Annotated in this window: 16 protein-coding genes and 1 pseudogene; 9 read left to right on the forward strand and 8 right to left on the reverse strand. The window is 68.5% G+C overall.

Annotation, left to right across the window (positions count from 1 at the left end):
* Positions 1–7: 7 nt before the first annotated feature.
* The 4 genes and pseudogenes from FBZ88_RS11285 to cysE form a co-directional block, all read right to left on the reverse strand.
* A pseudogene (locus FBZ88_RS11285) lies at positions 8–742 on the reverse strand (YoaK family protein); the annotation flags it as partial.
* Between the two features lie 182 nt (positions 743–924).
* Complete coding sequence (locus FBZ88_RS11290) at positions 925–1,605, reverse strand: hypothetical protein (protein ID WP_145616916.1); 681 nt, start codon at positions 1,603–1,605, stop codon at positions 925–927.
* Between the two features lie 80 nt (positions 1,606–1,685).
* Positions 1,686–2,921, reverse strand: coding sequence for a cysteine desulfurase family protein (locus FBZ88_RS11295; RefSeq protein WP_246138613.1), 1,236 nt, complete (start codon positions 2,919–2,921; stop codon positions 1,686–1,688).
* A complete protein-coding gene (gene cysE / locus FBZ88_RS11300; protein WP_145616918.1) occupies positions 2,891–3,646 on the reverse strand; it encodes a serine O-acetyltransferase in 756 nt (251 codons plus the stop codon). The genes FBZ88_RS11295 and cysE overlap by 31 nt, the downstream gene beginning before the upstream one ends.
* A 260-nt stretch (positions 3,647–3,906) precedes the next feature.
* On the opposite strand from cysE, the gene FBZ88_RS11305 reads away from it, so the two are divergent.
* Positions 3,907–4,563, forward strand: a complete 657-nt coding sequence (locus FBZ88_RS11305; RefSeq protein ID WP_145616920.1) for an alpha/beta hydrolase — start codon at positions 3,907–3,909, stop codon at positions 4,561–4,563.
* A 52-nt stretch (positions 4,564–4,615) separates the two neighbouring features.
* The gene (locus tag FBZ88_RS11310) at positions 4,616–5,434 is read left to right on the forward strand and encodes a substrate-binding periplasmic protein (protein WP_145616922.1); all 819 of its coding nucleotides are present in this window, start codon (positions 4,616–4,618) and stop codon (positions 5,432–5,434) included.
* An 11-nt stretch (positions 5,435–5,445) separates the two neighbouring features.
* Here the strand turns inward: FBZ88_RS11310 and FBZ88_RS11315 are convergent, their stop codons facing one another.
* Positions 5,446–6,204: an SDR family NAD(P)-dependent oxidoreductase gene (locus FBZ88_RS11315; RefSeq protein WP_211102613.1), complete on the reverse strand. Its 759-nt coding sequence runs from the start codon at positions 6,202–6,204 to the stop codon at positions 5,446–5,448.
* Between the two features lie 167 nt (positions 6,205–6,371).
* Between FBZ88_RS11315 and FBZ88_RS11320 the strand changes: the two genes are divergently transcribed.
* The 7 genes from FBZ88_RS11320 to ybaL all read left to right on the forward strand — a co-directional run bounded on the left by FBZ88_RS11320 (position 6,372) and on the right by ybaL (position 17,125).
* Positions 6,372–7,274 (forward strand): AraC family transcriptional regulator, encoded by a 903-nt coding sequence (locus FBZ88_RS11320; protein WP_145616923.1) that lies wholly within the window; start codon positions 6,372–6,374, stop codon positions 7,272–7,274.
* Positions 7,275–7,426: 152 nt separating this feature from the next.
* Positions 7,427–8,698: a tyrosine--tRNA ligase gene (gene tyrS, locus FBZ88_RS11325; RefSeq protein WP_145616925.1), complete on the forward strand. Its 1,272-nt coding sequence runs from the start codon at positions 7,427–7,429 to the stop codon at positions 8,696–8,698.
* A gap of 29 nt (positions 8,699–8,727) precedes the next feature.
* Positions 8,728–9,018 (forward strand): hypothetical protein, encoded by a 291-nt coding sequence (locus FBZ88_RS31315; RefSeq protein WP_145608709.1) that lies wholly within the window; start codon positions 8,728–8,730, stop codon positions 9,016–9,018.
* Positions 9,019–9,276: 258 nt separating this feature from the next.
* A complete protein-coding gene (locus FBZ88_RS11335) occupies positions 9,277–10,479 on the forward strand; it encodes a hypothetical protein (RefSeq protein WP_145616928.1) in 1,203 nt (400 codons plus the stop codon).
* Between the two features lie 138 nt (positions 10,480–10,617).
* Positions 10,618–11,508, forward strand: a complete 891-nt coding sequence (locus FBZ88_RS11340; protein ID WP_145616930.1) for an ABC transporter ATP-binding protein — start codon at positions 10,618–10,620, stop codon at positions 11,506–11,508.
* Between the two features lie 52 nt (positions 11,509–11,560).
* The gene (locus FBZ88_RS11345; RefSeq protein ID WP_246138614.1) at positions 11,561–15,175 is read left to right on the forward strand and encodes a M1 family aminopeptidase; all 3,615 of its coding nucleotides are present in this window, start codon (positions 11,561–11,563) and stop codon (positions 15,173–15,175) included.
* Between the two features lie 204 nt (positions 15,176–15,379).
* Positions 15,380–17,125 (forward strand): YbaL family putative K(+) efflux transporter, encoded by a 1,746-nt coding sequence (ybaL, locus tag FBZ88_RS11350; protein ID WP_145616933.1) that lies wholly within the window; start codon positions 15,380–15,382, stop codon positions 17,123–17,125.
* Here ybaL and FBZ88_RS11355 read toward each other — a convergent pair whose 3' ends face one another.
* The 3 genes from FBZ88_RS11355 to FBZ88_RS11365 form a co-directional block, all read right to left on the reverse strand.
* A complete protein-coding gene (locus FBZ88_RS11355; protein WP_145616935.1) occupies positions 17,126–17,578 on the reverse strand; it encodes a PIN domain-containing protein in 453 nt (150 codons plus the stop codon).
* Positions 17,579–17,586: 8 nt separating this feature from the next.
* Positions 17,587–17,823: a type II toxin-antitoxin system Phd/YefM family antitoxin gene (locus FBZ88_RS11360; RefSeq protein ID WP_145616936.1), complete on the reverse strand. Its 237-nt coding sequence runs from the start codon at positions 17,821–17,823 to the stop codon at positions 17,587–17,589.
* Between the two features lie 106 nt (positions 17,824–17,929).
* Positions 17,930–21,316 carry a S41 family peptidase gene (locus FBZ88_RS11365; RefSeq protein WP_246138615.1) on the reverse strand — a complete coding sequence of 1,129 codons (3,387 nt, stop codon included), beginning with the start codon at positions 21,314–21,316 and terminating at the stop codon, positions 17,930–17,932.
* Positions 21,317–21,413: the final 97 nt, after the last annotated feature.

The raw sequence follows: 21,413 nt of genomic DNA on the forward strand, positions 1-21,413 counted from the left end.
GGGCGCGCCGCAAGTCATCGATCAGCGGCACGATGGCCAGCAGGAGGAGCAGCAGGGCCAAGGGCACCGTCACGGAAAAGCCGATGACCTTGAAGCCCAGGGCGCCCAGTACCCCACCGATGAAGAATGAGCCGACCAGGCTGGCCAGCAGGCGCAGCTTGGCCAAGTCGGCGTGGACGCGCGTGGCGTCCTGGCCGGCGGCAATGACGGCGTCCGCCGTCCGGCGGTTCCAATAGAGCATCTTGCCCAATTCGATCCCGATATCCGTCACCATCCCCGTCAAATGGGTGGTGCGGATACGGGCGCGGGATATCTTGGTGATGATGGCGTTCTGCAGACCCATGATGAAGCACAGCAGCGGCACGGCCACGTTCAGGAAATAGGGAACCGCGGGGCGCAGCATGCCCATCGCGCCGAAAAGCAGCAGCAGGGCGGCCTCCAGCGACAGGGGCAAGGCGTACTGGCTGGTGTTGGCCCGGCGCCGGCCCCAGTTGATCAGGATGGCGGAACAGGCGGCGCCGGCCAGGAAGGCGCCCAAGGCGCTCAGCCCCATCAGAACCAGATCCGTGGCGCCCAGCACCAAATTGTCGGCAAGACCCGACACCACCCCTGACATGTGCGAGGTGTACTGCCCCACCGCCAGGAACCCCCCGGCATTGGTCATGCCGGCGACGAAGCACAAGGCCACGGCCAGCTGCGTATCCTCCCGGTCACCGCGTTCCGGCGCGATCAGGCGTCGCAGACGGTCGAGCGGCCCCGCAGGGCCCGGCCGCCGGTCGCCGCCGTCAAAGGAGGAAACGCTGGTGTAAGTCTTGTCCATGCCCCGCACCCGGTGCCTGCCGGGCGGTCCAGGCGCCGCCCATTGCCAAACATAGCGCCCGAGGGCGGGGGATGATCAAGGATTGGGGATCGATAGGCCGGGAATCAATCCACGTCAGGCGGCGTCACGGCGCCCAGCGCCTCACCCAACTGCTGGCACAGGGCCAGGCGCTCGGCCAGTGCCGGCACGGCGGCCAGGTTGTCGTTGTGGAAGGCGGCGGACAGGTCCACCAGGGTGCCGGCGATGGCGCCGATGACGCCCAGGGTCGCCTGCTCCAGCTCCTCCTCATCCACCGGGTTGGCGGCGTGCAGTTCCGCCACCTGGGCCGCCAGATCGGCCATGTCGGCATCCTCCGGCCCCTTGCCCGGCGTGCCCGGCAGGTCGCCGTCCGGGCGCACCAGATCCAGGAGATAGCGGGCGCGGGCCGCGGGATCGCGCAGGGTGGTGTAGGCCTGTTCCACCGCCTGGCGGTGCCGGTCGGCCAAGGCGCGTTCCTGGGGCCCGCGCGACTTCAGCCGTTCCGGATCCAGAATGCGGGTGAAGCCGGCGCGCTGGCGGTCCAGCACCGCGCGCTCGACATCGAAGCGGCGTTCCAGGTTCAGGCGCGCGAACGCGTCCAGGTCGGCCGGCGGCTGGATGGAGCCGCAGTTGTGGCAGAACAGCGCCCGGCCGGAGACCGGCTTGCCACAGGCCCAGCAATCCCCCATGCCGCCCGGCACCACGCCGGAGACACCCTGTCCCGCCCCGTTCTGCGGGGCTTTGTTCCCACCACTACCCTCGGCCATGCGCCCGCCTACCCCTGCTTCACCCCGCCCCGGGGAGTCATACCCTAGCCTGGCCTTCTTAAGCCAGCCGGGGCGCAACCCTACTGCTGCCGCGCCGTCTGGGAAACGACAGACTGCCTATCCTGTGGCGATAGGTGCGCCTGCTGTGCCGCCGGCGACGGCACGCGGCGGCCATATAGGGCGACCCATGCATCGGCGAAGTGCTGCACCTCATCCTCGGTGGTCGACCAGCCCAGGCTGACGCGGATGGCGCAACCGGCCAGATCCGGGCCCATCCCCATGGCCGCCAGCACGTGGGAGGCCGCGACCTTGCCGCTGGAGCAGGCGGAGCCGCTGCTGACGGCATAGCCGGCCAGATCCAGCGCCATCACCTGCGTCTCGCCCCGCCACCCGGGGGTGACCAGGCAGCTGGTGTTGGCCACGCGGTCCGCGGCGGCGCCGGCCACCACCAGGTCCGGGGCGGCGGCCCGCAAGCGGGCCTCCAGCCCGTCGCGCAGGGCCGCCAGCCGGTTGAAGGCGCCGGCGTCGCAGGCCGCCGCCGCCGCGCCGAAGCCGACGATGCCGGCCACGTTCTCCGTCCCCGCCCGTCGCCGCCGCTCTTGTCCGCCGCCGCGCAGGATGGGGACCAGGGGGGCGCCGTCGCGCACGGCCAGGGCGCCCACCCCCTGGGGCCCGCCGATCTTGTGGGCGGAAACGGTCAGGTAGTCGGGCGCGAGGGCGGCCCAGTCCCAGGCCAAGCGGCCCACCGCCTGGCTGGCGTCGCAATGGAACAGGGCGCCGTGCCGCCGCGCCAGGGTCGCCACCTCGGCCACCGGCTGGATGACGCCGGTCTCGTTGTTCACCGCCATGAGCGACAGGAAGGCCGGGCGGCCGGCATCCCCCAGCATCATGTCCAGCGCGCGCAAATCGACCACGCCATCCGGGGTGACCGGGCAGCGGGCGGCACCCGGAGTCGCCTCCAGCACGCTGGCGTGCTCGATGGCGCTGGTGATGACGGGGCGGTCGCCGGCGCTGGCCAGCGCCAGGGCGTTGGCTTCGGTCCCGCTGCCGGTGAAGATCAGGATGGCGGGGGGCAGGTTCAACAATGCCGCCAACTGGCGGCGCGCCACCTCCACCCGCCGCCGCGCCTCACGCCCCTGGGCATGGACGGAGGACGGGTTGCCCGGCAGGGACAGCGCCGCCACCATGGCCGCGACAGCCTCGGGCCGGGGCGGGCAGGTGCCGTTATGGTCGAGATAGGTCGACGGCATCAGGGTGAACCGGTTGGAAGGGACGGTCGGGCCGCTCAGCAGGGTGGGCGGCCAGGTTTGCCGCACTCCTCATCCCCGATGCCGGCCCGAACCAGCTGGGGGGTGATCATCTCGGGGGTGACCAAGGGGACGATGGGGGCCGCCTGCTCCAGCTCCTCGATGCGGCGGCTGAGGGTGCTGACCTGGTCGGTCAGCGCCTGCAGGGCGCGGGCCACAGGATCGGGCAGGTTGTTGCAGGGCGTGCCGTAGGCCAGGAACTGGTCCTTTTCCGTCTTGGCCTTGGCCGTGACGGCGCGGGCCGGGATGCCGACCATGGTGGCGCCCGCCGCGACGTCGGCCACCACCACCGCGTTGGCGCCGATGCGCGCCCCCGACCCTATGGTTATGGCGCCCAGGATCTTGGCGCCTGCGCCGATGATAACGTTGTCGCCCACGGTGGGATGGCGCTTACCCTTGCTGAGCGAGGTGCCGCCCAGGGTGACTGCGTGATAGAGATGGACATTGCGGCCGATCTCCGCCGTCTCGCCGATCACCACGCCCATGCCATGGTCGATGAAGAATCCCTCGCCTATGGTGGCGCCGGGGTGGATTTCGATGCCGGTGCCCATGCGGGCCAGGTGCGAAATGAATCGGCCCAGCGTCGGCCAGCCGTTACGCCAGCAGTGGTTGGCCAAGCGGTACAACAGCACAGCATGTAGGCCCGGATAGCACAGCAGCACCTCTAGGGTGGAGCGCGCCGCCGGGTCTCGGGCTTTAATACCCTCGATCTCTTCTTGAAGACGCTTGAACACCGATGCGCTCGCTGTGGTATAAATCGCGCCCGGAATGGTCGTCTGCCATCATTGCAGCCTGGCCGTCCCGAGAAACGGGGGGTCAGATTGTCCGATGCGTCCGCACATCGCTCCAGGAGGCCCAGCCTTGCGATATAAGATCGCGTGCCTGCGGGGTCAAGCGATGCCAGCGCCACGGGCCTTGATGTGGCTGTTTTCCCCCCGTGCGGGTTCCAACGGTACGGGTACCACGTCCCATACAGCAGCGGAAACGGAGCACGATGCCTGAAGTCATCATCAATGGACCGGCCGGCCGGATCGAGGGGCGCTACCTTCACGGCAAGTCGACCAACGCCCCCATCGCCCTGCTGCTGCATCCGCACCCGCAGTACGGCGGGACCATGAACAACAAGGTGGTCTACACCCTGTTCCACGCCTTCGCGCAACGCGGCTTCTCTTGCCTGCGCTTCAACTTCCGCGGCGTCGGCCGCAGCCAGGGTACCTATGACCGGGGCGAGGGCGAGCTGTCGGACGCCGCGTCGGCGCTGGATTGGCTGCAGACCTACAATCCCAACGCCACGGCCTGCTGGATCGGCGGCTTCTCCTTCGGCGCCTGGATCGGCATGCAGCTGCTGATGCGCCGGCCGGAGATCGACGGCTTCGTGTCGGTGGCCCCGCCCGCCAACATGTTCGACTTCAGCTTCCTGGCGCCCTGCCCCTCCTCCGGTCTGATCGTCCACGGCGACAAGGACGAGCTGGTGCCGGACGCGGCGGTGGCCAAGCTGGTCAACAAGCTGTCCAACCAGCGCGACATCAAGATCGACTTCAAAAAGGTCGAGGGCGCCAACCACTTCTTCAACGACCGCTCCGACGCGTTGAACGAGATCGTGGGCACTTACCTGGACAGCAACCTGGGCAAGACGCTTGCCGCCGAATAAGGCCGGCCCGGACTTTCCCCGCATATGCACCCGGCCCGGACGACGCGCCCCGATGGCGGTTTTCCGGGCGGTGGTCCTTTTGTCATGCAGCGCCGCGCTAGGCTATGCGCCGGTGGCGCGCGCGGTCATCGATGACGCGCCCCCACCCAACCCAACGCTGGTGATGGTCTTCGCGGAGCAGCCGCCCGTGCTGAACTGGAACCGCGAGACGCAGCAGCCCTATGGCCCTCTGGTCAACACCATGAACCGGGTGGCGGCCCGCGCCGGCCTGACCCTGGTGTGGCAGGAGCCGTGGACCCGGCGGCGGCTGTTGAACGACCTGGACGCCGGCCGCCAGCCCCTGTGCACCCTGAACTGGGCGCTGACGCCCGACCGGGCCCGCCGTTTCAAATTCACCGATCCGTTGGGGCCGGCACCGGATTGGGTGCTGCTGGTCCGGGCGAGCGACCCGCGCATCGGCACCAACCCGACGCCGGCGGACCTGCTGACCCGCCCGGACCTGGTCTTCGGCTTTTCCGACGGGTCCTGGGCGGACGAACGCTACGTCCAGCCTGCGCCCCCTGGCCAACCAGCGGCAGCCCCCGCGCCCGACGCCCCCAACCGCGAACGGGTGCGCGGCGGCCAGAGCACCCTGGTGGCCATGGTGGCCAAGGGCCGCATCGACTTCGCCCTTATCAACCGCCTGGCGTTGGACCGCATGCTGGCGGACCGGCATATCTCCCCGGCGGACCTGCGGACCATACCCGCACCCGACGCCGGCCCCAGCCAGCCGGGCCGCGTCATGTGCACCCAGTCAACCGCCAGCGCCCTGATCGATCGCCTGAACCAGGCCATAGCCGAAGAGGCACGCGTGCCCATGGCCGGCGACTGAGGCCACCCACTTCACAGCACCATGCCGCCCGACACCTCGATGCGCTGGCCGTTGACCCAGCGGTTTGCCTCGGTCAGCAAGCCGGCGATCATGGGACCGATGTCCTCGGGCACACCGGGACGGCCCAGGGCGGTCATGTCAGACACCCGCTTGTTGACCTCGGGATTGTCGCGGACGATGCCGCCGCTGAAATCGGTCATGACCGCGCCGGGGGCGACCGTGTTGGCGGCGATGCGGCGCTCACCCAATTCCTTGGCCAGATAGCGCGTCAGAACCTCGACCGCCCCCTTCATGGCGGCATAGGCGGCGCTGCCGGGGACGCAGACGCGGGTCAGGCCGGTGGAAACGTTCACGATGCGGCCGCCATCGTTCATCAGGGGCAACAGCGCCTGGGTCAGGAAGAACACGCCCTTGAAATGCACGTTGTAGAGGGCGTCCAACTCCGCTTCCGTCGTCGTGGCGATGGCGTTGTGGTGCGAGGTGCCGGCGTTGTTCACCAGGAAATCGAAGCGCTCCACGCCCCAACCCGCCAGCACGGTCCGCACCTGGTCCACGAAGCCGCCGAAGGTGGCGGACGCACCGGTGTCCAGCCGCAGGGCCGCCGCCTTGGCGCCCAGCCCTTCGACCGCCGCCACCACCTTGTCCGCCTCAGCCCCATTGGCGCGGTAGGTGAAGATCACGTCCATGCCGTCGCGGGCCAGGGCCAGAACGGTGCTGCGCCCCAGGCCGCGGCTACCGCCCGTCACGATCGCCACCTTGCCCTTTGACATCACTGAATTTTCCAGGCTCATCACTCATCTCCTCGCGAATAGGTGTTGACCTGGAGGATAGGCGCCGGCCCGTTTCGCTTGAATGCCGGAACCCTGCTGGTTCTTGCCTGATCCTGCTCGGCTTCCCACTTCCTGACGCAACGGCCCCCCAAGCGAGAGTATGGGACATGTTGGACGCCCTGGTTGAGGCGGTGACCCGCTACACGGACGCGCAAAGCGGAGCCAGCCCCTATCTCACCGCCATCGACGGCTTCATCGTCATGCGCACCAACCAGCAGAAGCCGCCATCGCACATCATCCACAAGCCCGCCCTGTGCCTGGTGGTTCAGGGCGCCAAATGGACGGCCTTCGGCGACCGGCGCTACCACTACCGCGCCGGACAGGCCCTGATGGTCAATGTGGAGATGCCGGCCTCCGGCCAAGTCAGCGAGGCCAGTCCGGACAAGCCCTACCTGGGCATCGTCATCCAGCTGGACCTGGGCATCCTGCGTGAGGTGTGGGAGGGGCTGGACACCCCCCTGCCCGTCAGCGACGCCACGGGGCCCGGCGTCTTCGTCACCGATTTCGACGGCCCCCTGGCCGACTGTGCCCTGCGCGCCGTGCGCCTGCTGGACCGGCCCCAGGCCATTCCGGTGCTGTATCCCACCATCATGCGCGAGATCTGCTACTGGCTGCTGAGCGGCCCGCACGGTGCGGAGGTCGCGCGCATGACCCTGGCCCAGAACCACACCCAGCGTGTCATCAACGCCATCCACATGCTACGGGCGCGCTACACCGATGCCATCCGGGTTAATGAGCTGGCGGCCGTGGCCCAGCTGAGTCCCTCGGCCTTCCACCGGCATTTCAAGGCCCTGACCTCCATGACGCCGCTGCAGTACCAAAAGCGGCTGCGCCTGCTGGAGGCGCGGCGCCTGATGGTCTCGGGTGCGGCCAACGTCGAGGACGCGGCCTTCCAGGTCGGATATGAAAGCCCGTCGCAGTTCAGCCGCGAATACGCCCGCATGTTCGGCGCCCCGCCCCGGCGCGACACGGAGGCGCTGCGCCGGCTGGAGGGCAGCCGGGCGGCCTGACCAAGGGCACGACGCCGACACACGCGTTGCCGGCACCCATTCCCGACGAAGAACCCGGCTGGCTTTACGGGCCGGCGTTTTATAGGAATGGGGGATGTGATAACAGACGTCTTCCTTTTCGACAGACGTTTCCCAGCTGGCAGAGTTCATCCATGAGCAGCGCGTCCCCCTACGCCCCCAAGTCCGAGTTCCTGCGCGTCATGACGGAGCGCGGGTTCTTCCACCAGTGCACCGATATGGAGGCGCTGGACGCCGCCTTCCTGGCCGGGCCGGTGACGGGCTATATCGGCTTCGACGCGACGGCGGACAGCCTGCACGTGGGCAGCCTGGTGCAGATCATGATCCTGCGCTGGCTGCAGCGGACGGGGAACCGGCCCATCGCGCTGATGGGCGGCGGCACCACCAAGATCGGCGATCCCTCGGGCAAGGACGAATCCCGCCAGCTGCTGACCAACGACGCCATCGCCCAGAACATCCTGGGCATCCGCAAGCCCATGGACCGGCTGCTGGATTTCAACGACGGCCCCAACGGCGCCATCCTGGCCAACAACGCCGACTGGCTGGATGAACTGGCCTACATCCCCTTCCTGCGCGACGTGGGCCGGCACTTCACCATCAACCGCATGCTGACCTTTGATTCCGTGAAGACGCGGCTGGACCGGGAACAGCCGCTGACCTTCCTGGAATTCAACTACATGATCCTGCAGGCCTACGACTTCGTGGAACTGAACCGCCGCTATGGCTGCCAGCTGCAGTGCGGCGGGTCGGATCAGTGGGGCAACATCGTCAACGGCGTGGAGCTGGGCCGGCGCGTGTCGCAGGCGGCATTGTTCGGCCTGACCGCCCCGCTGCTGACCACGGCGTCCGGTGCCAAGATGGGCAAGACCGCCAACGGCGCCGTCTGGCTGAACGCCGAGCGTCTGAGCGACTGGGACTTCTGGCAGTATTGGCGCAACACCGAAGACGCGGACGTTGGCCGTTTCCTGCGGCTGTTCACCGAGCTGCCGCTGGATGAGATCGCGCGGCTGGAGGCCCTGCAGGGGGCCGAGATCAACGAGGCCAAGAAGATCCTGGCCAACGCCGTCACCGCCCTGATGCGCGGGGAGGAGGCCGGGGCCGCCGCCGCCGAGACCGCCCGCCAGACGTTCGAGCAGGGTGCGACATCCGAGGGCCTGCCCAGCATCGACGTGGGCCTGGCGGAACTGGAAGAGGGCATCCCCGCCTATGCCCTGTTGCTGCGTTCCGGCCTGGCGGGCAGCAACGGCGAGGCCCGGCGCCTGATCAAGGGCGGCGGCGCCAAGGTCAACGACATCCGTATCGCCGATGAGCAGGCCAAGATCACCGCCGCCGACATCACCGACGGCGACATCATCAAGCTGTCGTCCGGCAAGAAGAACCACGCCCTGGTGAAGGTCGCCCGCTGATGCCCTTTCAAGTTAACGGGGGCCGGGGCATGATCCTGCGCCTGGTGCTGGTGGGCATGGCGGCGCTGGTCGCCCTGTTCGGCACGCTGGGCGTGGTCGTGGGCCTGCGGGTGTCGGCGGTTCTGCTGGGCCTGGGTTTCCTGGCCGCCCTGTTGCGGGTGTGGACCAAGGTGAAGCCGGAACGGCGCCTGCGCGCGACCCTGCGGCTGGTGCTGTTCTCCGCCCTGATCCTGGTGCTGATCGAGCGGCTGGCCGTGCTGGGCGGCTATGGCGTGCAGTTGCATGAGGGCCTGCGCCTGGCCTTCGGCCTGGCGCTCTGACCCCCGCCTGTCCATAGGACTCAAGGGGCGCCACGCGCGACGGCATTGCCCGTCCGAACGGCATAGGTGCGGCATCTTGCGGGCTGCCGCGAACGTGCCAGACTGTGTCCTCGGGTGGTCACCGGGGGCGGCGCCATCCCGGAGATAGGCAGGGGCGCCATGTCGGGGGACGGCAGGGATCAAGGGGCCGCGATCGCGCAAACGGTCGATGCGTCCATAACTGGGGTAGCGGTTTCGGCACATCCGCCGGCCGGTCCCGTGGCCCGTTGCCTTTACCGCGTCCGCGCCAGCCTGGGCCGGCGGGGGACCATCGCCTGGACCTTGGCCCTGATGTGGCTGGGCGCCCTTCGGCACCGTGCGGGTGCCGCCCTGTTCGGACGCGCCCGCGCCTGGGGGCAGCGCCTGTCCCTGTTCCTGACCCTGACCGGCCCGCAGGCCGCCGCCGGCACCTTGCGCCACTGGCGCGACCGTGCGCTGGACAATGCCGCGCGCCACATGCGGGACCAGCACGGCACCGGCGCGTCCGCCCGCCTGCGCCGCGCCTGGATCGCCCTGGCCGTGCGGGCGGGCTATGTCCTGGACCACCAGGCGAGCCGCCTGACCTGGCGCTTGGCCCGCACCCTACGGGTGATGGAGCGGCAGGCCGCCGCCCCGGCCCGGTTGGGTCCGCCGCCCCGAAAGGGCCCGGGCGCCCCGTCGCGTCTGGCCGCCCGCTTGGCCCCCTACCTGGCCGCCATAGGCTGGGGCGTACTGGAAAGGCTGGCCAAGGGCCTGGATGGGGCGGGCCGACTGGTTTGGCGGGTCAGCACGGCAGGCAGGGCGGGGTCTGGCCGGTCCGGACGCGCCGTCCTGCGCCTGGGTCGCACCTGGAGCGTGGCCGGTCTGGCGTTGCTGCGCCGGTTCCACGCCCGTCTGCGGCCGGCGACCGCATCGGCCCGGCACTGGCTGGCGCACCGTCCGCGCCGTGTCGGGCGAATGGCACGCGGCATCTACCAGACCGCCTTGGCCCGTGCCCGCGTCTATCCTTGGCGCCGCCTGGGGGCCCGCCTGCTGGTGCCCGCGCAATGCGCCGCCGGTATCCTATTTGGCCTCAGCCTGCTGCGCCGGGGCGACACCGTGCACATGCTGGCCGGCGGCCTGCTGGCCACCGCCTTCGTGTTGATGGCCATCATCTACACCTGGATGCAGGCCCACCAGCCCAAGGCGGAAGCGCCCGGCACGGCCGCGGCCGAAGAGACGGCCGCGCCGGCGGACATGCCGGAACCGGCGCCGTCGGGGGAAGTGCTTGTCGAGGAGATGGCTGACCCGCCGCCCTTGGCAGCGCTGGAAGTGGTAGCGCCGCCCGAGATATCGTCATCTGAGGCGCCGCCCAAGCCCCGGCGCAAGCGGACACGGCGTAAGGCCACAGCATCGCCGACGCCCGCCCCACCATTGGTCGGCGACCTGGCAACAGGCGCCTGAGCCAAGGTGACGCACAAGCGCCAGCTGAAATTGGCTCCCCGCCATCGACCCATAATGGCATTGATTTGCGACGCCCCTGCAATACCATGGACGCTAACGCCCTGATTTTCAGGGATGAACGCGGGGGATTCAGAAACCATGCTGCAGATCGACGGTCTGACGCACACCTATGCCAACGGTGTACAGGCGCTGCGCGGCCTGACCCTGGACATTCCGCGGGGGATGTTCGGCCTGCTGGGGCCCAACGGCGCCGGCAAATCCACGCTGATGCGCATCGTCGCCACCCTGCAGCAGCCGACCAGCGGCCGCGTCACCTTCGACGGGGTCGACGTGCTGGCGGAGCCGCAGCGCCTGCGCCAGGCGCTGGGCTACCTGCCCCAGGAATTCGGCGTCTATCCCCGCGTTTCGGCCGAGGACATGCTGGACCACCTGGCCGTGTTGAAGGGTCTGGCGGACAAGGCGGAACGGCGGGAGCAGGTCACCGCCCTGCTGCAGCAGACCAACCTGTACGATGTGCGCAAGAAGGCCCTGTCCGGCTTTTCCGGCGGCATGCGCCAGCGCTTCGGCATCGCCCAGGCGCTGCTGGGCGACCCGCGCCTGATCATCGTTGACGAGCCCACCGCCGGCCTGGATCCGGAGGAGCGCAACCGTTTCCATGGCCTGCTGTCGGAAATCGGGGAGAACGTGGTGGTCATCCTGTCCACCCACATCGTCGATGACGTGGCCGATCTGTGCCCGCGCATGGCCATCATCGAGGGCGGGCAGATCGTGGCGCAGGGCGAACCCACCGCCCTGATCGAGGGCATGCGCGGCCGCGTCTGGCGCAAGGTGGTGGCCAAGGCGGAGGTTGAGGCCTACCGCCAATCCCACCAGGTCATCGCCACGCGACTGGTGGGCGGGCGCAGCGTGCTGCACGTCCTGGCCGACGGCGAGCCCGGCCCCGGGTTCGAGGCGGTGCCGGGTGATTTGGAGGACGTCTATTTCGCGGCCCTGTACCAGCGGCGCCATCCCGCCGTGCTGGCCGCCTGACGCCCGCTTTCCCAATCACCGCCCTTCCCCCATGCAACGGACAGGTCATCCCATGGCCGCGCTGTGCCTTATCGCCCGCATCGCCTGGTTCGAGCTGCGCTATCAGCTGCGCCAGCCGGCGTTGATCATCAACTTCCTCATTTTCTTCCTCATGACCTTCCTGGCCACGACGGTGGAGCAGATCCAGGTGGGCGGCCGCAGCAACGGCGTCCACATGGACAGCCCCTTCGTCGTGCTGCAGATCGCGGGTATCCTCAGCCTGTTCGCCATGACCATGGTGCTGCGCGGCCTGACCGACCCGGTGCTGCGCGACGCCGATACGGGCATGGCCGGCATGGTGGGGGCGACACCGGTGCCCCGCCCCCTGCTGCTGGGCGGGCGCCTGATCGGTGCCATCATCGCCTGCGCCATCGCCATTTCCTCCTGCCAGTGGGGCATCGCCGTCGGGCGCCTGGCCTGGTGGGTGGATCCGGAGCATTTCGGCGCCTTCCGCCCCCTGGATTACCTGTTCGCGCTGGGCGTGTTCAGCGTGCCCAACATGCTGGTGACGGGTGCCCTGTTCTTCGCCGTGGCGGCCTTCACCCGCCGGCAGATGGCCACGTACATCGTCATGATCGCCCTGATCGGCGCCTATGCCGTCAGCAGCAACGCCTTGGGCGACCCCAGCTACCGCACGCTGATCGGTTATCTCGACCCCTTCGGCCTGTCGCCCTATGCCAACGTCACCCGTTATTGGACGGTGGTGGAACGCAACACCCAGCTGCCGGAGCTGGCCGGCGCCCTGCTGGCCAACCGCGCGATATGGGTGGCTGTGGCCGTGGCCCTGTTCGGCATCGGGCTGGCGGGTGACGCCTGGGCCGTGCGGCGCGGCCCCCGCCCGGCCGCGACGCCCAAGGCGGTCAAGGACGCGGCCCTTCCCTCGGCCGTCCTGCGGCCCGTGACGCCCCGCCTGGGTCTGGGCGCGGTGTGGCCCATGATCCGCTGCCGCCTGGTGTTCGAGGTGGGCGCCACCCTACGCAGCCCCAGCTTCTGGATTCTGCTGGCGCTCAGCACCATCAACATGATGGCGTCGCTGCTGCTGCAGAACAAATGGTACGGCACGGCCACATACCCCGTGACGCGGCTGATGGTGCAACTGATCCTGGCCACCTTCACCATCGCCCCGCTGGCCATCGCCAGCTATTACACGGGTGAGCTGGTGTGGCGGGAACGCCAGGCCGGCATGGCCGACATCGTGGGCGCCACGCCGGCCCCCGGCTGGGTCTTCACCCTGTCCAAGTTCCTGACGGTGGCCATGGTGCTGGCCGGACTGTGGCTGGTGGCCATCCTGCCCTCGGTCGGGGTGCAGATCGCCCGCGGCCCCGTGGCCATCGAGCCGGGGCTGTACCTGACGCCCCTGATGGGCATGGCCTTCCCCGACATGCTGATCGTGGCGGCGTTGACCCTGTTCGCGCAGGTGCTGTCGCCCAACAAGTTCGTCGGCTACGCCCTCATGGTGGTCTACACGGTCCTGCTGACCGTGGCGCAGCGCCTGGGGCTGGAGGACAACCTGCTGCTGTACGGCGGCGCGCCGGACCTGCGCCTGTCCGACATGAACGGCTATGGCCATTTCCTGGTGGGCCATACCTGGTTCAGCGTTTATTGGGGGGCGGCTGCCGTGCTGTTGCTGCTGCTGACCCACCTGATGTGGCCGCGCAGCCGCACCCTGACCTGGCGCGACCGGGGCCGGGCGCTGATGACCGGCTGGACTCTGCCCACCGGCGCCCTGGCGGGATTGCTGCTGGCGGCCTTCGTCGCCAGCGGGGTGTGGATCCACCATAACACCCATGACCTGAACACCTTCCATACCCGGGACGGGGACGAGGCCCAGGAGGTGGCGTTCGAGCAAGCCTACCGCCGGTACGAGACCCTGCCCCAGCCCCGCATCACGAGCGTGTCGGTCGATGTGGACCTTTATCCCGCGGTTCAGGGCTTTGACGCTCGGGGACGCTATGTCCTGGAAAACCATACACAGGCGCCGCTGTCCCAGGTGCACATGGTCCTGCCCGTCGGCATCGACTTGGAGAAAGCGTCGCTGGAGGGGGCGCGGCTGACGACCGAGGACCACGCGCTGAACTACTACATCTTCACCCTGGACCAACCGCTGGCCCCCGGGGACCGCCGCTCCCTGGACTTCACCATCGGCCAGCGCCACCCGGGTTTCACCAACAACGCCCGCGCCCCCATGGTGGTGGATAACGGCAGCTTCATCGGCTATGGCCGCGCCCTGCCTGTCATCGGCTTCACCAAGGCCCGGCTGTTGGAGGACCGGTTCCGCCGCCGCAAGCATGGGCTGGAACCCATCGACCGCATGGCCAAGCTGGAGGACCAGAGCCAGTGGACGGTGTCGGATCTGGGCCCCGACGCCGACTTCGTGGATTTCGAGACCACCATTTCCACCGTGCCGGACCAGATCGCCATAGCACCGGGCTACCTGGAAAAGGAATGGGTGGCCAAGGATGCGATGGGCTGCGACCGCCGCTATTTCCACTATCGCACCGACACCCCCATCGCCCATTTCGAATCCTGGCTGTCCGCCCGCTACACCGTGGCGCGCGACACCTGGGGCGAAGGCGAGCATGCCGTGGACCTGGCGGTGTATTACCATAAGCCCCACGCCTGGAACGTGGACCGCATGATGCTGGGCATGAAGCGGGCGTTGACGTACGCCAGCCAGAACTTCGGCCCCTATCAGCACCGGCAGTTGCGGGTGCTGGAGTTCCCGGACTACAGCCGCTTCGCCCAAAGCTTCCCCAACACGGTTCCCTATTCCGAGGGCATCGGCTTCGTCAGCGACCTGCGCGACAAGACCAAGATCGATCCGGTGTTCTACGTCACGGCGCACGAGGTCGCTCACCAATGGTGGGGCCACCAGCTGATCGCCGCCAACGTCCAGGGCGGCACCCTGCTGGTGGAAAGCCTGGCGCAGTACACCGCCCTGATGGTGATGGAGCATGAATACGGCCCCAACCAGATCCGCAAGTTCCTGAAGTTCGAACTGGACCGCTATCTGGGCGCCCGCGGGCACGAGGATCTGGAGGAGTTGCCGCTGGTGCGGGTGGAGGGGCAGCCCTACATCCACTACCAGAAGGGCTCGCTGGCCATGTACGCGCTCAAGGACTACCTGGGCGAGGAGACGGTGGACCGGGCGCTGGCCCGCCTGCTGAAGGAAAGCCGGGCCCGCACCGACCGCTACGCCCTGTCCACCGACCTGGTGGCGGCCCTGAAGGCGGAGGCGCCGGACCAGGCCGACCTGATCAGCGACATGCTGGAAAAGATCATCCTGTACGACCTGAAGGTCACGGCCTCGCATGCCGAGGCCCTGCCCGACGGCCGGTACAAGGTCGGCCTGACGGTGCACGCCGCCAAGCTGCAGGCCGATGGCCAGGGCAAGGAGACGCCGCTGCCCTTCACCCAGGCCATCGACATCGGCCTGTTCACCAAGGAACCGGGCAAGGGCGATTTCGCCGACGGCGATGTCATCCACCTGGCCAAGCATCCCATCCACGACGGTGACCAGACCCTGGAACTGGTGGTGGACAAGAAGCCGGAGTTCGTCGGCATCGATCCCTACAACAAGCTGATCGACCGTAATTCCGACGACAACGTGGCGCGTCTCGGCCCGTAAACCTGGGCGGGGCCGGCATCAGCGCACGGCAGTGACGAGGCGGCGTGGCCCCCGTCACTGCCCGTGCCGTTTCAGCCTTTAAAGTGCGGGCGTTACACAGATTTCACCCGTTGCGGGGTGGGACGGGACGGCCCAGCCTGCTAGGGTGCCCGCGAAGCCGGGGCATACGCCCCCAAAACCATATCCGGAGGCCACCCCCCACCCATGGTGCATGAGACCCCCCTGATCGCCATCATCGTCGGCGGCCTCGGCTGCGCCTTCGTCCTGGGCGCCATCGCCACCCGCCTGTGCATCTCGCCCCTGGTGGGGTATTTGCTGGCGGGGGTCATCCTGGGCCCGTTCACGCCGGGCTTCGTCGCCGACCAGCACCTGGCGTCACAGCTGGCGGAGATCGGCGTCATCCTGCTGATGTTCGGGGTGGGCCTGCACTTCTCGCTGTCCGACCTCATGTCGGTGAAACTGATCGCCATTCCCGGCGCCCTGGCGCAGATCGGCGTCGCCACCCTGATGGGCATGGGCTTGGCCCGCCTGATGGGCTGGGGCCTGGGGGCGGGGCTGGTCTTCGGCCTGGCCCTGTCGGTCGCCAGCACGGTGGTGCTGCTGCGCACGCTGCAAGAACGCCGGCTGATGGAGACGCAGGGCGGCAAGATCGCCATCGGCTGGCTGGTGGTGGAGGACATGGCCATGGTGCTGGCGCTGGTGCTGCTGCCGGCGCTGGGCGACCTGCTGGGCGGCATGGGCTCGCCCCCCCTGTCGCAGTTGGCCCTAACCCTGGCGTTGACCCTGGGCAAGGTGGCCCTGTTCGTCGCCCTGATGCTGGTGGGCGGGCGCCGGCTGATCCCCTGGGTGCTGCACCGCGTCACCCAGACCGGCTCACGTGAGCTGTTCCGCCTGGCCGTGCTGGCGGTGGCGCTGGGCGTGGCCTTCGGCGCGGCCGAGCTGTTCGGCGTGTCCTTCGCGCTGGGCGCCTTCTTCGCCGGCATGACCCTGGCCGAATCCCCCCTGGCGCATGAGGCGGCGGAGGAATCGCTGCCGCTGCGCGACGCCTTCGCCGTGCTGTTCTTCGTGTCGGTGGGCATGCTGTTCGACTGGCACATCCTGATCGACCACCCGCTACCCCTGCTGGGTACCCTGGCCATCATCCTGGTGGGCAAGGTGGTGGCGGCCTACGTGCTGGTGCGCGCCTTCCGCCACAGCGTCCCCACGGCGCTGACCATCGCCGGCGGTCTGGCGCAGATCGGTGAATTCTCCTTCATCCTGGCGGCGTTCGGCGTGGATCTGGGACTGCTGCCCCCCACGGGGCAGAGCCTGATCCTGGCGGGCGCCATCCTGTCCATCCTGCTGAACCCGCTGGTGTTCATCGGCCTGCAGCGCCTGGCCGCCCAGCGCCAACGCAAGGCGGCGACGGCCACCGGCGAGGCGGAGACGGCGGAGGCCCCGGCCAAGGTCAAGACCTTCTCTGCACCGGAACCTACCGCCCTGACCGACCATGCCATCATCATCGGGTACGGCCGTGTCGGTCGCCTGGTGGGCGAGGCCCTGCGCCAGGACGGCACCCCCGTGCTGGTGGTGGAAGAAGACAACGGTATCCTGGAACAGCTGCGCGGCGCCGGGCAGGAGGTGATCGCCGGCAACGCGGCCCAGCCGGACGTGCTGGCCGCCGCCAACCTGGATGGCGCGCGGTGGCTGTTCGTGGCCGTGCCCAACAGCTTCGAGGCGGGGCAGGTGGTGGCCCAGGCGCGCAAGCGCAACCCGCATCTGGACATCATCGCCCGCGCCCACACCGACGCCGCCGTGGACCATCTGCGCCAGCACGGCGCCAGCCTGGTCATCATGGGGGAACGGGAAATCGCCCAGGCCATGCTGTCCCACACCCACGGCCTGCGCATCCCCGACCCCGCCCCCAGCCGAACGGATCCGCCCGACGGCCTGGTGGCGGAGGCGGTATAATCAAGTTTTGCGGCCGAGGGCCGTTTCCAACAGGGGTGATGGGCTGTCGGCAAAGGGGTTGACCAGGGTGACCCCGCCCAAAGCCCGACCGTCCTGGCCATCTTCGGTGATCAACAATCGACACCCGGCCCGTTTGGCGGTCGCCCACATCATGGCATCCCAGAATGACCAGTTATGGGCGGCTACCGCATCCATGGCTTCCACCAGGCAAATCTCGTCCGCCGCCACGACGGGCATGGCGTCGCGCCATACCTGAACCATGGCCGCCGCCCGCGCAGCCGGCACCTTGTGACGCCCCGTCAACGCGCGAAACAATTCCGCCAGAGCCTGAACCGTCAGGACGCAGTCACGCCCACGAGCCCGCGCCAAGACGTCCACCGCCTTGCGATGCCTTTCCCCGGCCTGGTTGTCAGCGGCGTAGACTAGAACGTTTGTGTCGATTGTAAACCGCATGGATACGCTCAGCGGTCCTCATACAACCCATCCCGGCTGAAGGTTCCGCCCCCCAGGGGCAGTCCTTCCTCAAGCATCGCCAACAGCCTATCCCAAGCCCCCTCATCCGCCGGAGCCGTATAGGGCACGAGCTTGGCAACCGGCGTCCCCCTGCGGGTAATGATCACGGTTTCCCCGTCAGCGGCTTCGCCAAGAATGTCCGAGAACTGTTGATTGGCATCACGGGCCGAAACGATGCGGGTCATGACAGTCGCCAAGAGACGGGGTTGAGAGCCACCCTGCCAGCATGGCCCCCGTGATCCCGTGAATCAAGGGCGATGTAGGTACATACCTACATCGCCCTTTCCGCTTTCACCGACCCGTCTCCGGCAGCACCGGCTTGCGGTCCGGGTAGGCCGGGCGGGTGAAGGTCTGGGGCGGGGTCTTGGCCAGCTGGTCCAGCGCCACGGCCACCGCCTTTTCAAGCTGCGGGTCGTGGCCCTGGCGCACCAGGGCCGGGTCCTGCTCCACCTCTACATCCGGCGGGATGCCGATGTTCTCCACCTCCCACTCGCCATGGGTGCCGTAGAGGGCCCAGCGCGGCGCGGTGATGGAGCCGCCGTCCATTAGCGGGGGATAACCGCCGATGCCCACCAGGCCGCCCCAGGTGCGCACCCCCACCAAGGTGCCCAGCTTGGCCTTGCGGAACAGCCAGGGCAGCGCGTCGCCGCCGGAGCCCGACATCTGGTTGATGATCATGACCTTGGGGCCGTAAATGGCCTGCGCCGGCTCCACCATCTCCTCCCCCTCGCGGGTGGCGTCGATCATCTGCGGCGTCTTCTTCATCTGTTCGACGATGAAATCCGCGATCTGGCCGCCATGGTTGAAGCGCTCATCCACGATGGCGCCCTGCTTGCCCACTTGCGAGTAGTAGTAGCGGTTGAAGTTGGCGAAGCCACCCGCCGCCGTGTCCGGCAGGTAGACATAGGCCAGGCGCCCGCCCGACAGCTGGTCCACCTTGCGCCGGTTCTCCTCCATCCAGGTGTGCAGGCGCAGCTTGGTTTCCGAGGGCAAGGGCACCACCGTCACCTGGCGCGACCCGCTGCCATCGGCCTTGGGGCCCACGGTCAGCACCGTCTGCTTGCCGGCCGTACCCAGGAAGTAGCGGTAGACCTCCTGGTCCGTCTTGACCTCATTGCCGTTGACCGCCAGCAACAGGTCGCCCACGGCGACGTTGACGCCCGGCTGGGTCAGCGGCGCCCGGGCGCCGGGCGTCCAGTTCTCGCCCTCCAGGATGCGGGCGAACTGGTAACGGCCGGCCACGACGCGGTAGTCGGCGCCCAGCAGGCCGACGCTGACCTTGTCCTGCTTGGGGAAGGCGCCACCGCCCACGAAGGTGTGGCCCAGGCCGATGTGGCCGGTCATCTCCGCGAACAGGGTGTTCAAATCAACCCGGCCCGCCAGCGCCTCCAGGAAGGGGGCGTAGACCTGTTCGGCCTTGGCCAAATCCAGGCCCTGGGCCTTGGGGTCATAGAGGAAGTCGCGCTCGATGCGCCAGGCCTCGTGGTACATCTGCCGCCATTCGGCACGCGGGTCGACCCAAACCTGCATCTCGTCCAGCTTCAGGGCGCCGGCCCCGGCGTCGGGCGCCTTGTCGGCGCCGTTCACGAACCAGCGGCCGTGCTGGGCGTACAGCACCTTGCGCCCGTCGGCGGAGACCAAGAAGCTGCCGGCGTCCACGCCGTCCAGGAACTTGTCGGTCTTGCGCGTCTTCAGGTCGAAGCGCGCGACCTCCAGGCTGGGCGGGCCGTTCTCGTCGCCGTCCAGGTAATCCTCATCCGTCAAGGCCACCGGCTGGGCGGCGGCGAAGACGATGCCCTCCGTCCCGACCTCGATGCCCGCCAGGTTCACGCGCGGGATGGGCAGGGCCAGGGTGCGCTGGTCGAGGCCGGCGAAATCGATGCGGACTTCCGCAGCCTTCTTGCCGTCGCCCTTCTTGTCATCCCCTTTCTTGTCGCCGTCATCCAGGCCGGACTTCTTGCCATCGGCCGCCGCTTCCTCGTCACTCTCCGGCGCCAGGGGTGAGGGCAGGTCGCGGCGCAGCACCATGACGTAGACGCGTCCGTCGGTGGCGCGGCCCATGCTGGACATGTCCAGCCAGCCCTGGTCCAAACCGTTGTTGGTGAAGGCCACGAAGTACAGGTACTTGCCGCCGCGATCGAAGCGGGGGGATGTGGCATTGCTGCGCCCGTCCGTCACTATCTGCGTCTTCTTGTCGGCCAGGCTGTAGACGTAGATGCCGTGCAGATGATTGGGCAACTGCTTGGCGTAGGCGATCCAGCGGCTGTCCGGCGACCAGGCGGGGTTCAGCTGGCTGGCCGGGCTGTCATAGCGGTCGGTGTCCACCTTCAGCGGCGTGGGGTGGTCCCCCGGGCGGTCCACGTCGACGACCCATAGGTTCAGCCGCTTGTCGGTATAGGCGATCTTCTTGCTGTCGGGGGACCAGAGCGGCCCGTAGAAATAGCTGGGTGGCTGGCCCAGGCCGATGATCTTCACCGGGCCCAGGCCGTCGGCGGAGCGCAGGTGCAGGGCGTACTCCCCACCCTGGTCGGAGAACCAGGCCACGGTCTTGCCGTCCGGCGACCAGGCGGGGTCGCGGTCGGCCACGCCGGGGCTCTGCGTCAGGTTGCGCACGTCGCCCTTTTCCGCCGGCACGGACAGGATCTCGCCATGCGTCTCGAACAGCACCCGCTTGCCGGTCGGTGAAATGGCCGCGTGCAGGATCTGGCCCGGATCCAGGGTTTCCAGATGGGCCCGGGTCTGCGGCAGTTCGCCGGAGATGGTCACCGGCACGGCATGCGCCTGGCGGGTGGTGGTGTCGTACAGGTTCAGGGTGCCGAACTGGTCATAGACGATGCCGCCCGGGCCGGCCGCCGCCGACTGGATGTCGAAGCCCCTCTCATTACGGACAACGGAGGTGACCTTGGCCGTCTTGACGTCATAGGCGTAGAGGGCCACCGGCCCTTCGCGGTCCGACAGGAAATAGACGGTGTCGCCCACCCACAGCGGATTGCGGTCGTTGGAGTTGTCGCGCGGGATCTTGACCACGCTGCTGTCGCTCAGTGCCGCGATCCACACGCGCGAGGTCTGGCCGCCGCGGTAATGCTTCCACGCCGGCTGCCACTGCGAGAAGGGCACGTAGGCCAGGCGGCCGCCATCCGGCGAATAGCTGGCCTGGAAGCCGGAGGGCAGCGGCAGCTGGGTGGCGGCGCCGCCGGTGACGGGGATGGTATAGAGCTGCTCCAGGTCGCGCGGCGTGGTGCGCGGTGTGCGGAACAGGACGTTCTTGCCGTCCGGCGTCCAGCCCACCGCCACGTCGCGGCCGGGGTGCCAGGTCAGGCGTTGCGGCTGGCCGCCGGTGGCGGGCACGACATAGACGTCGGTGTTGCCGTCATAGGTTCCGGTGTAGGCGACCAGGCTGCCGTCGGGGGAGAAGACGGGGCCGCTGTTCTGCCCCTGGCCCGCCACCAGCAGGGTGGCCTGGCCGCCGGAGCGCGGCACGGTCCAGATCTGCCCGCCGTAATCGAAGGCGATCAGGCTGGCCGACAGGCTGGGATGCTGCAACACCAGGGGCGGTGGGGCGGTGGCGGGCTTGGCCCCCGGGGACGGCGCTTCGGGCGGCTTCGTCTGGGCCTGGGCATAAGAAGACAAGGAAACGGGAAGTAACAGGCACGCAAGCGCCACGCCAAGCCAACGCATCAGACACCGCCGGGTTGTGAAAGGTCTGACAGTAATTGTTCCATACCGTGTCGGCCGGCGCCACGGCGCTCAACCGGCCCGCAACGATTTCTGGCAT

Source organism: Nitrospirillum bahiense, from assembly GCF_007828025.1.
Classification (GTDB): Bacteria; Pseudomonadota; Alphaproteobacteria; order Azospirillales; family Azospirillaceae; genus Nitrospirillum; species Nitrospirillum amazonense.

Coding starts and splice junctions, on each gene's coding strand:
- FBZ88_RS11290 (WP_145616916.1), bottom strand. CDS start 1,605: ATGGCCGAGGGTAGTGGTGGGAACAAAGCCCCGCAGAACGGGGCGGGA.
- FBZ88_RS11305 (WP_145616920.1), top strand. CDS start 3,907: ATGCCTGAAGTCATCATCAATGGACCGGCCGGCCGGATCGAGGGGCGC.
- FBZ88_RS11310 (WP_145616922.1), top strand. CDS start 4,616: ATGGCGGTTTTCCGGGCGGTGGTCCTTTTGTCATGCAGCGCCGCGCTA.
- FBZ88_RS11315 (WP_211102613.1), bottom strand. CDS start 6,204: ATGTCAAAGGGCAAGGTGGCGATCGTGACGGGCGGTAGCCGCGGCCTG.
- FBZ88_RS11320 (WP_145616923.1), top strand. CDS start 6,372: ATGTTGGACGCCCTGGTTGAGGCGGTGACCCGCTACACGGACGCGCAA.
- tyrS (WP_145616925.1), top strand. CDS start 7,427: ATGAGCAGCGCGTCCCCCTACGCCCCCAAGTCCGAGTTCCTGCGCGTC.
- FBZ88_RS31315 (WP_145608709.1), top strand. CDS start 8,728: ATGATCCTGCGCCTGGTGCTGGTGGGCATGGCGGCGCTGGTCGCCCTG.
- FBZ88_RS11340 (WP_145616930.1), top strand. CDS start 10,618: ATGCTGCAGATCGACGGTCTGACGCACACCTATGCCAACGGTGTACAG.
- FBZ88_RS11345 (WP_246138614.1), top strand. CDS start 11,561: ATGGCCGCGCTGTGCCTTATCGCCCGCATCGCCTGGTTCGAGCTGCGC.
- ybaL (WP_145616933.1), top strand. CDS start 15,380: ATGGTGCATGAGACCCCCCTGATCGCCATCATCGTCGGCGGCCTCGGC.
- FBZ88_RS11355 (WP_145616935.1), bottom strand. CDS start 17,578: ATGCGGTTTACAATCGACACAAACGTTCTAGTCTACGCCGCTGACAAC.
- FBZ88_RS11360 (WP_145616936.1), bottom strand. CDS start 17,823: ATGACCCGCATCGTTTCGGCCCGTGATGCCAATCAACAGTTCTCGGAC.
- FBZ88_RS11365 (WP_246138615.1), bottom strand. CDS start 21,316: ATGCGTTGGCTTGGCGTGGCGCTTGCGTGCCTGTTACTTCCCGTTTCC.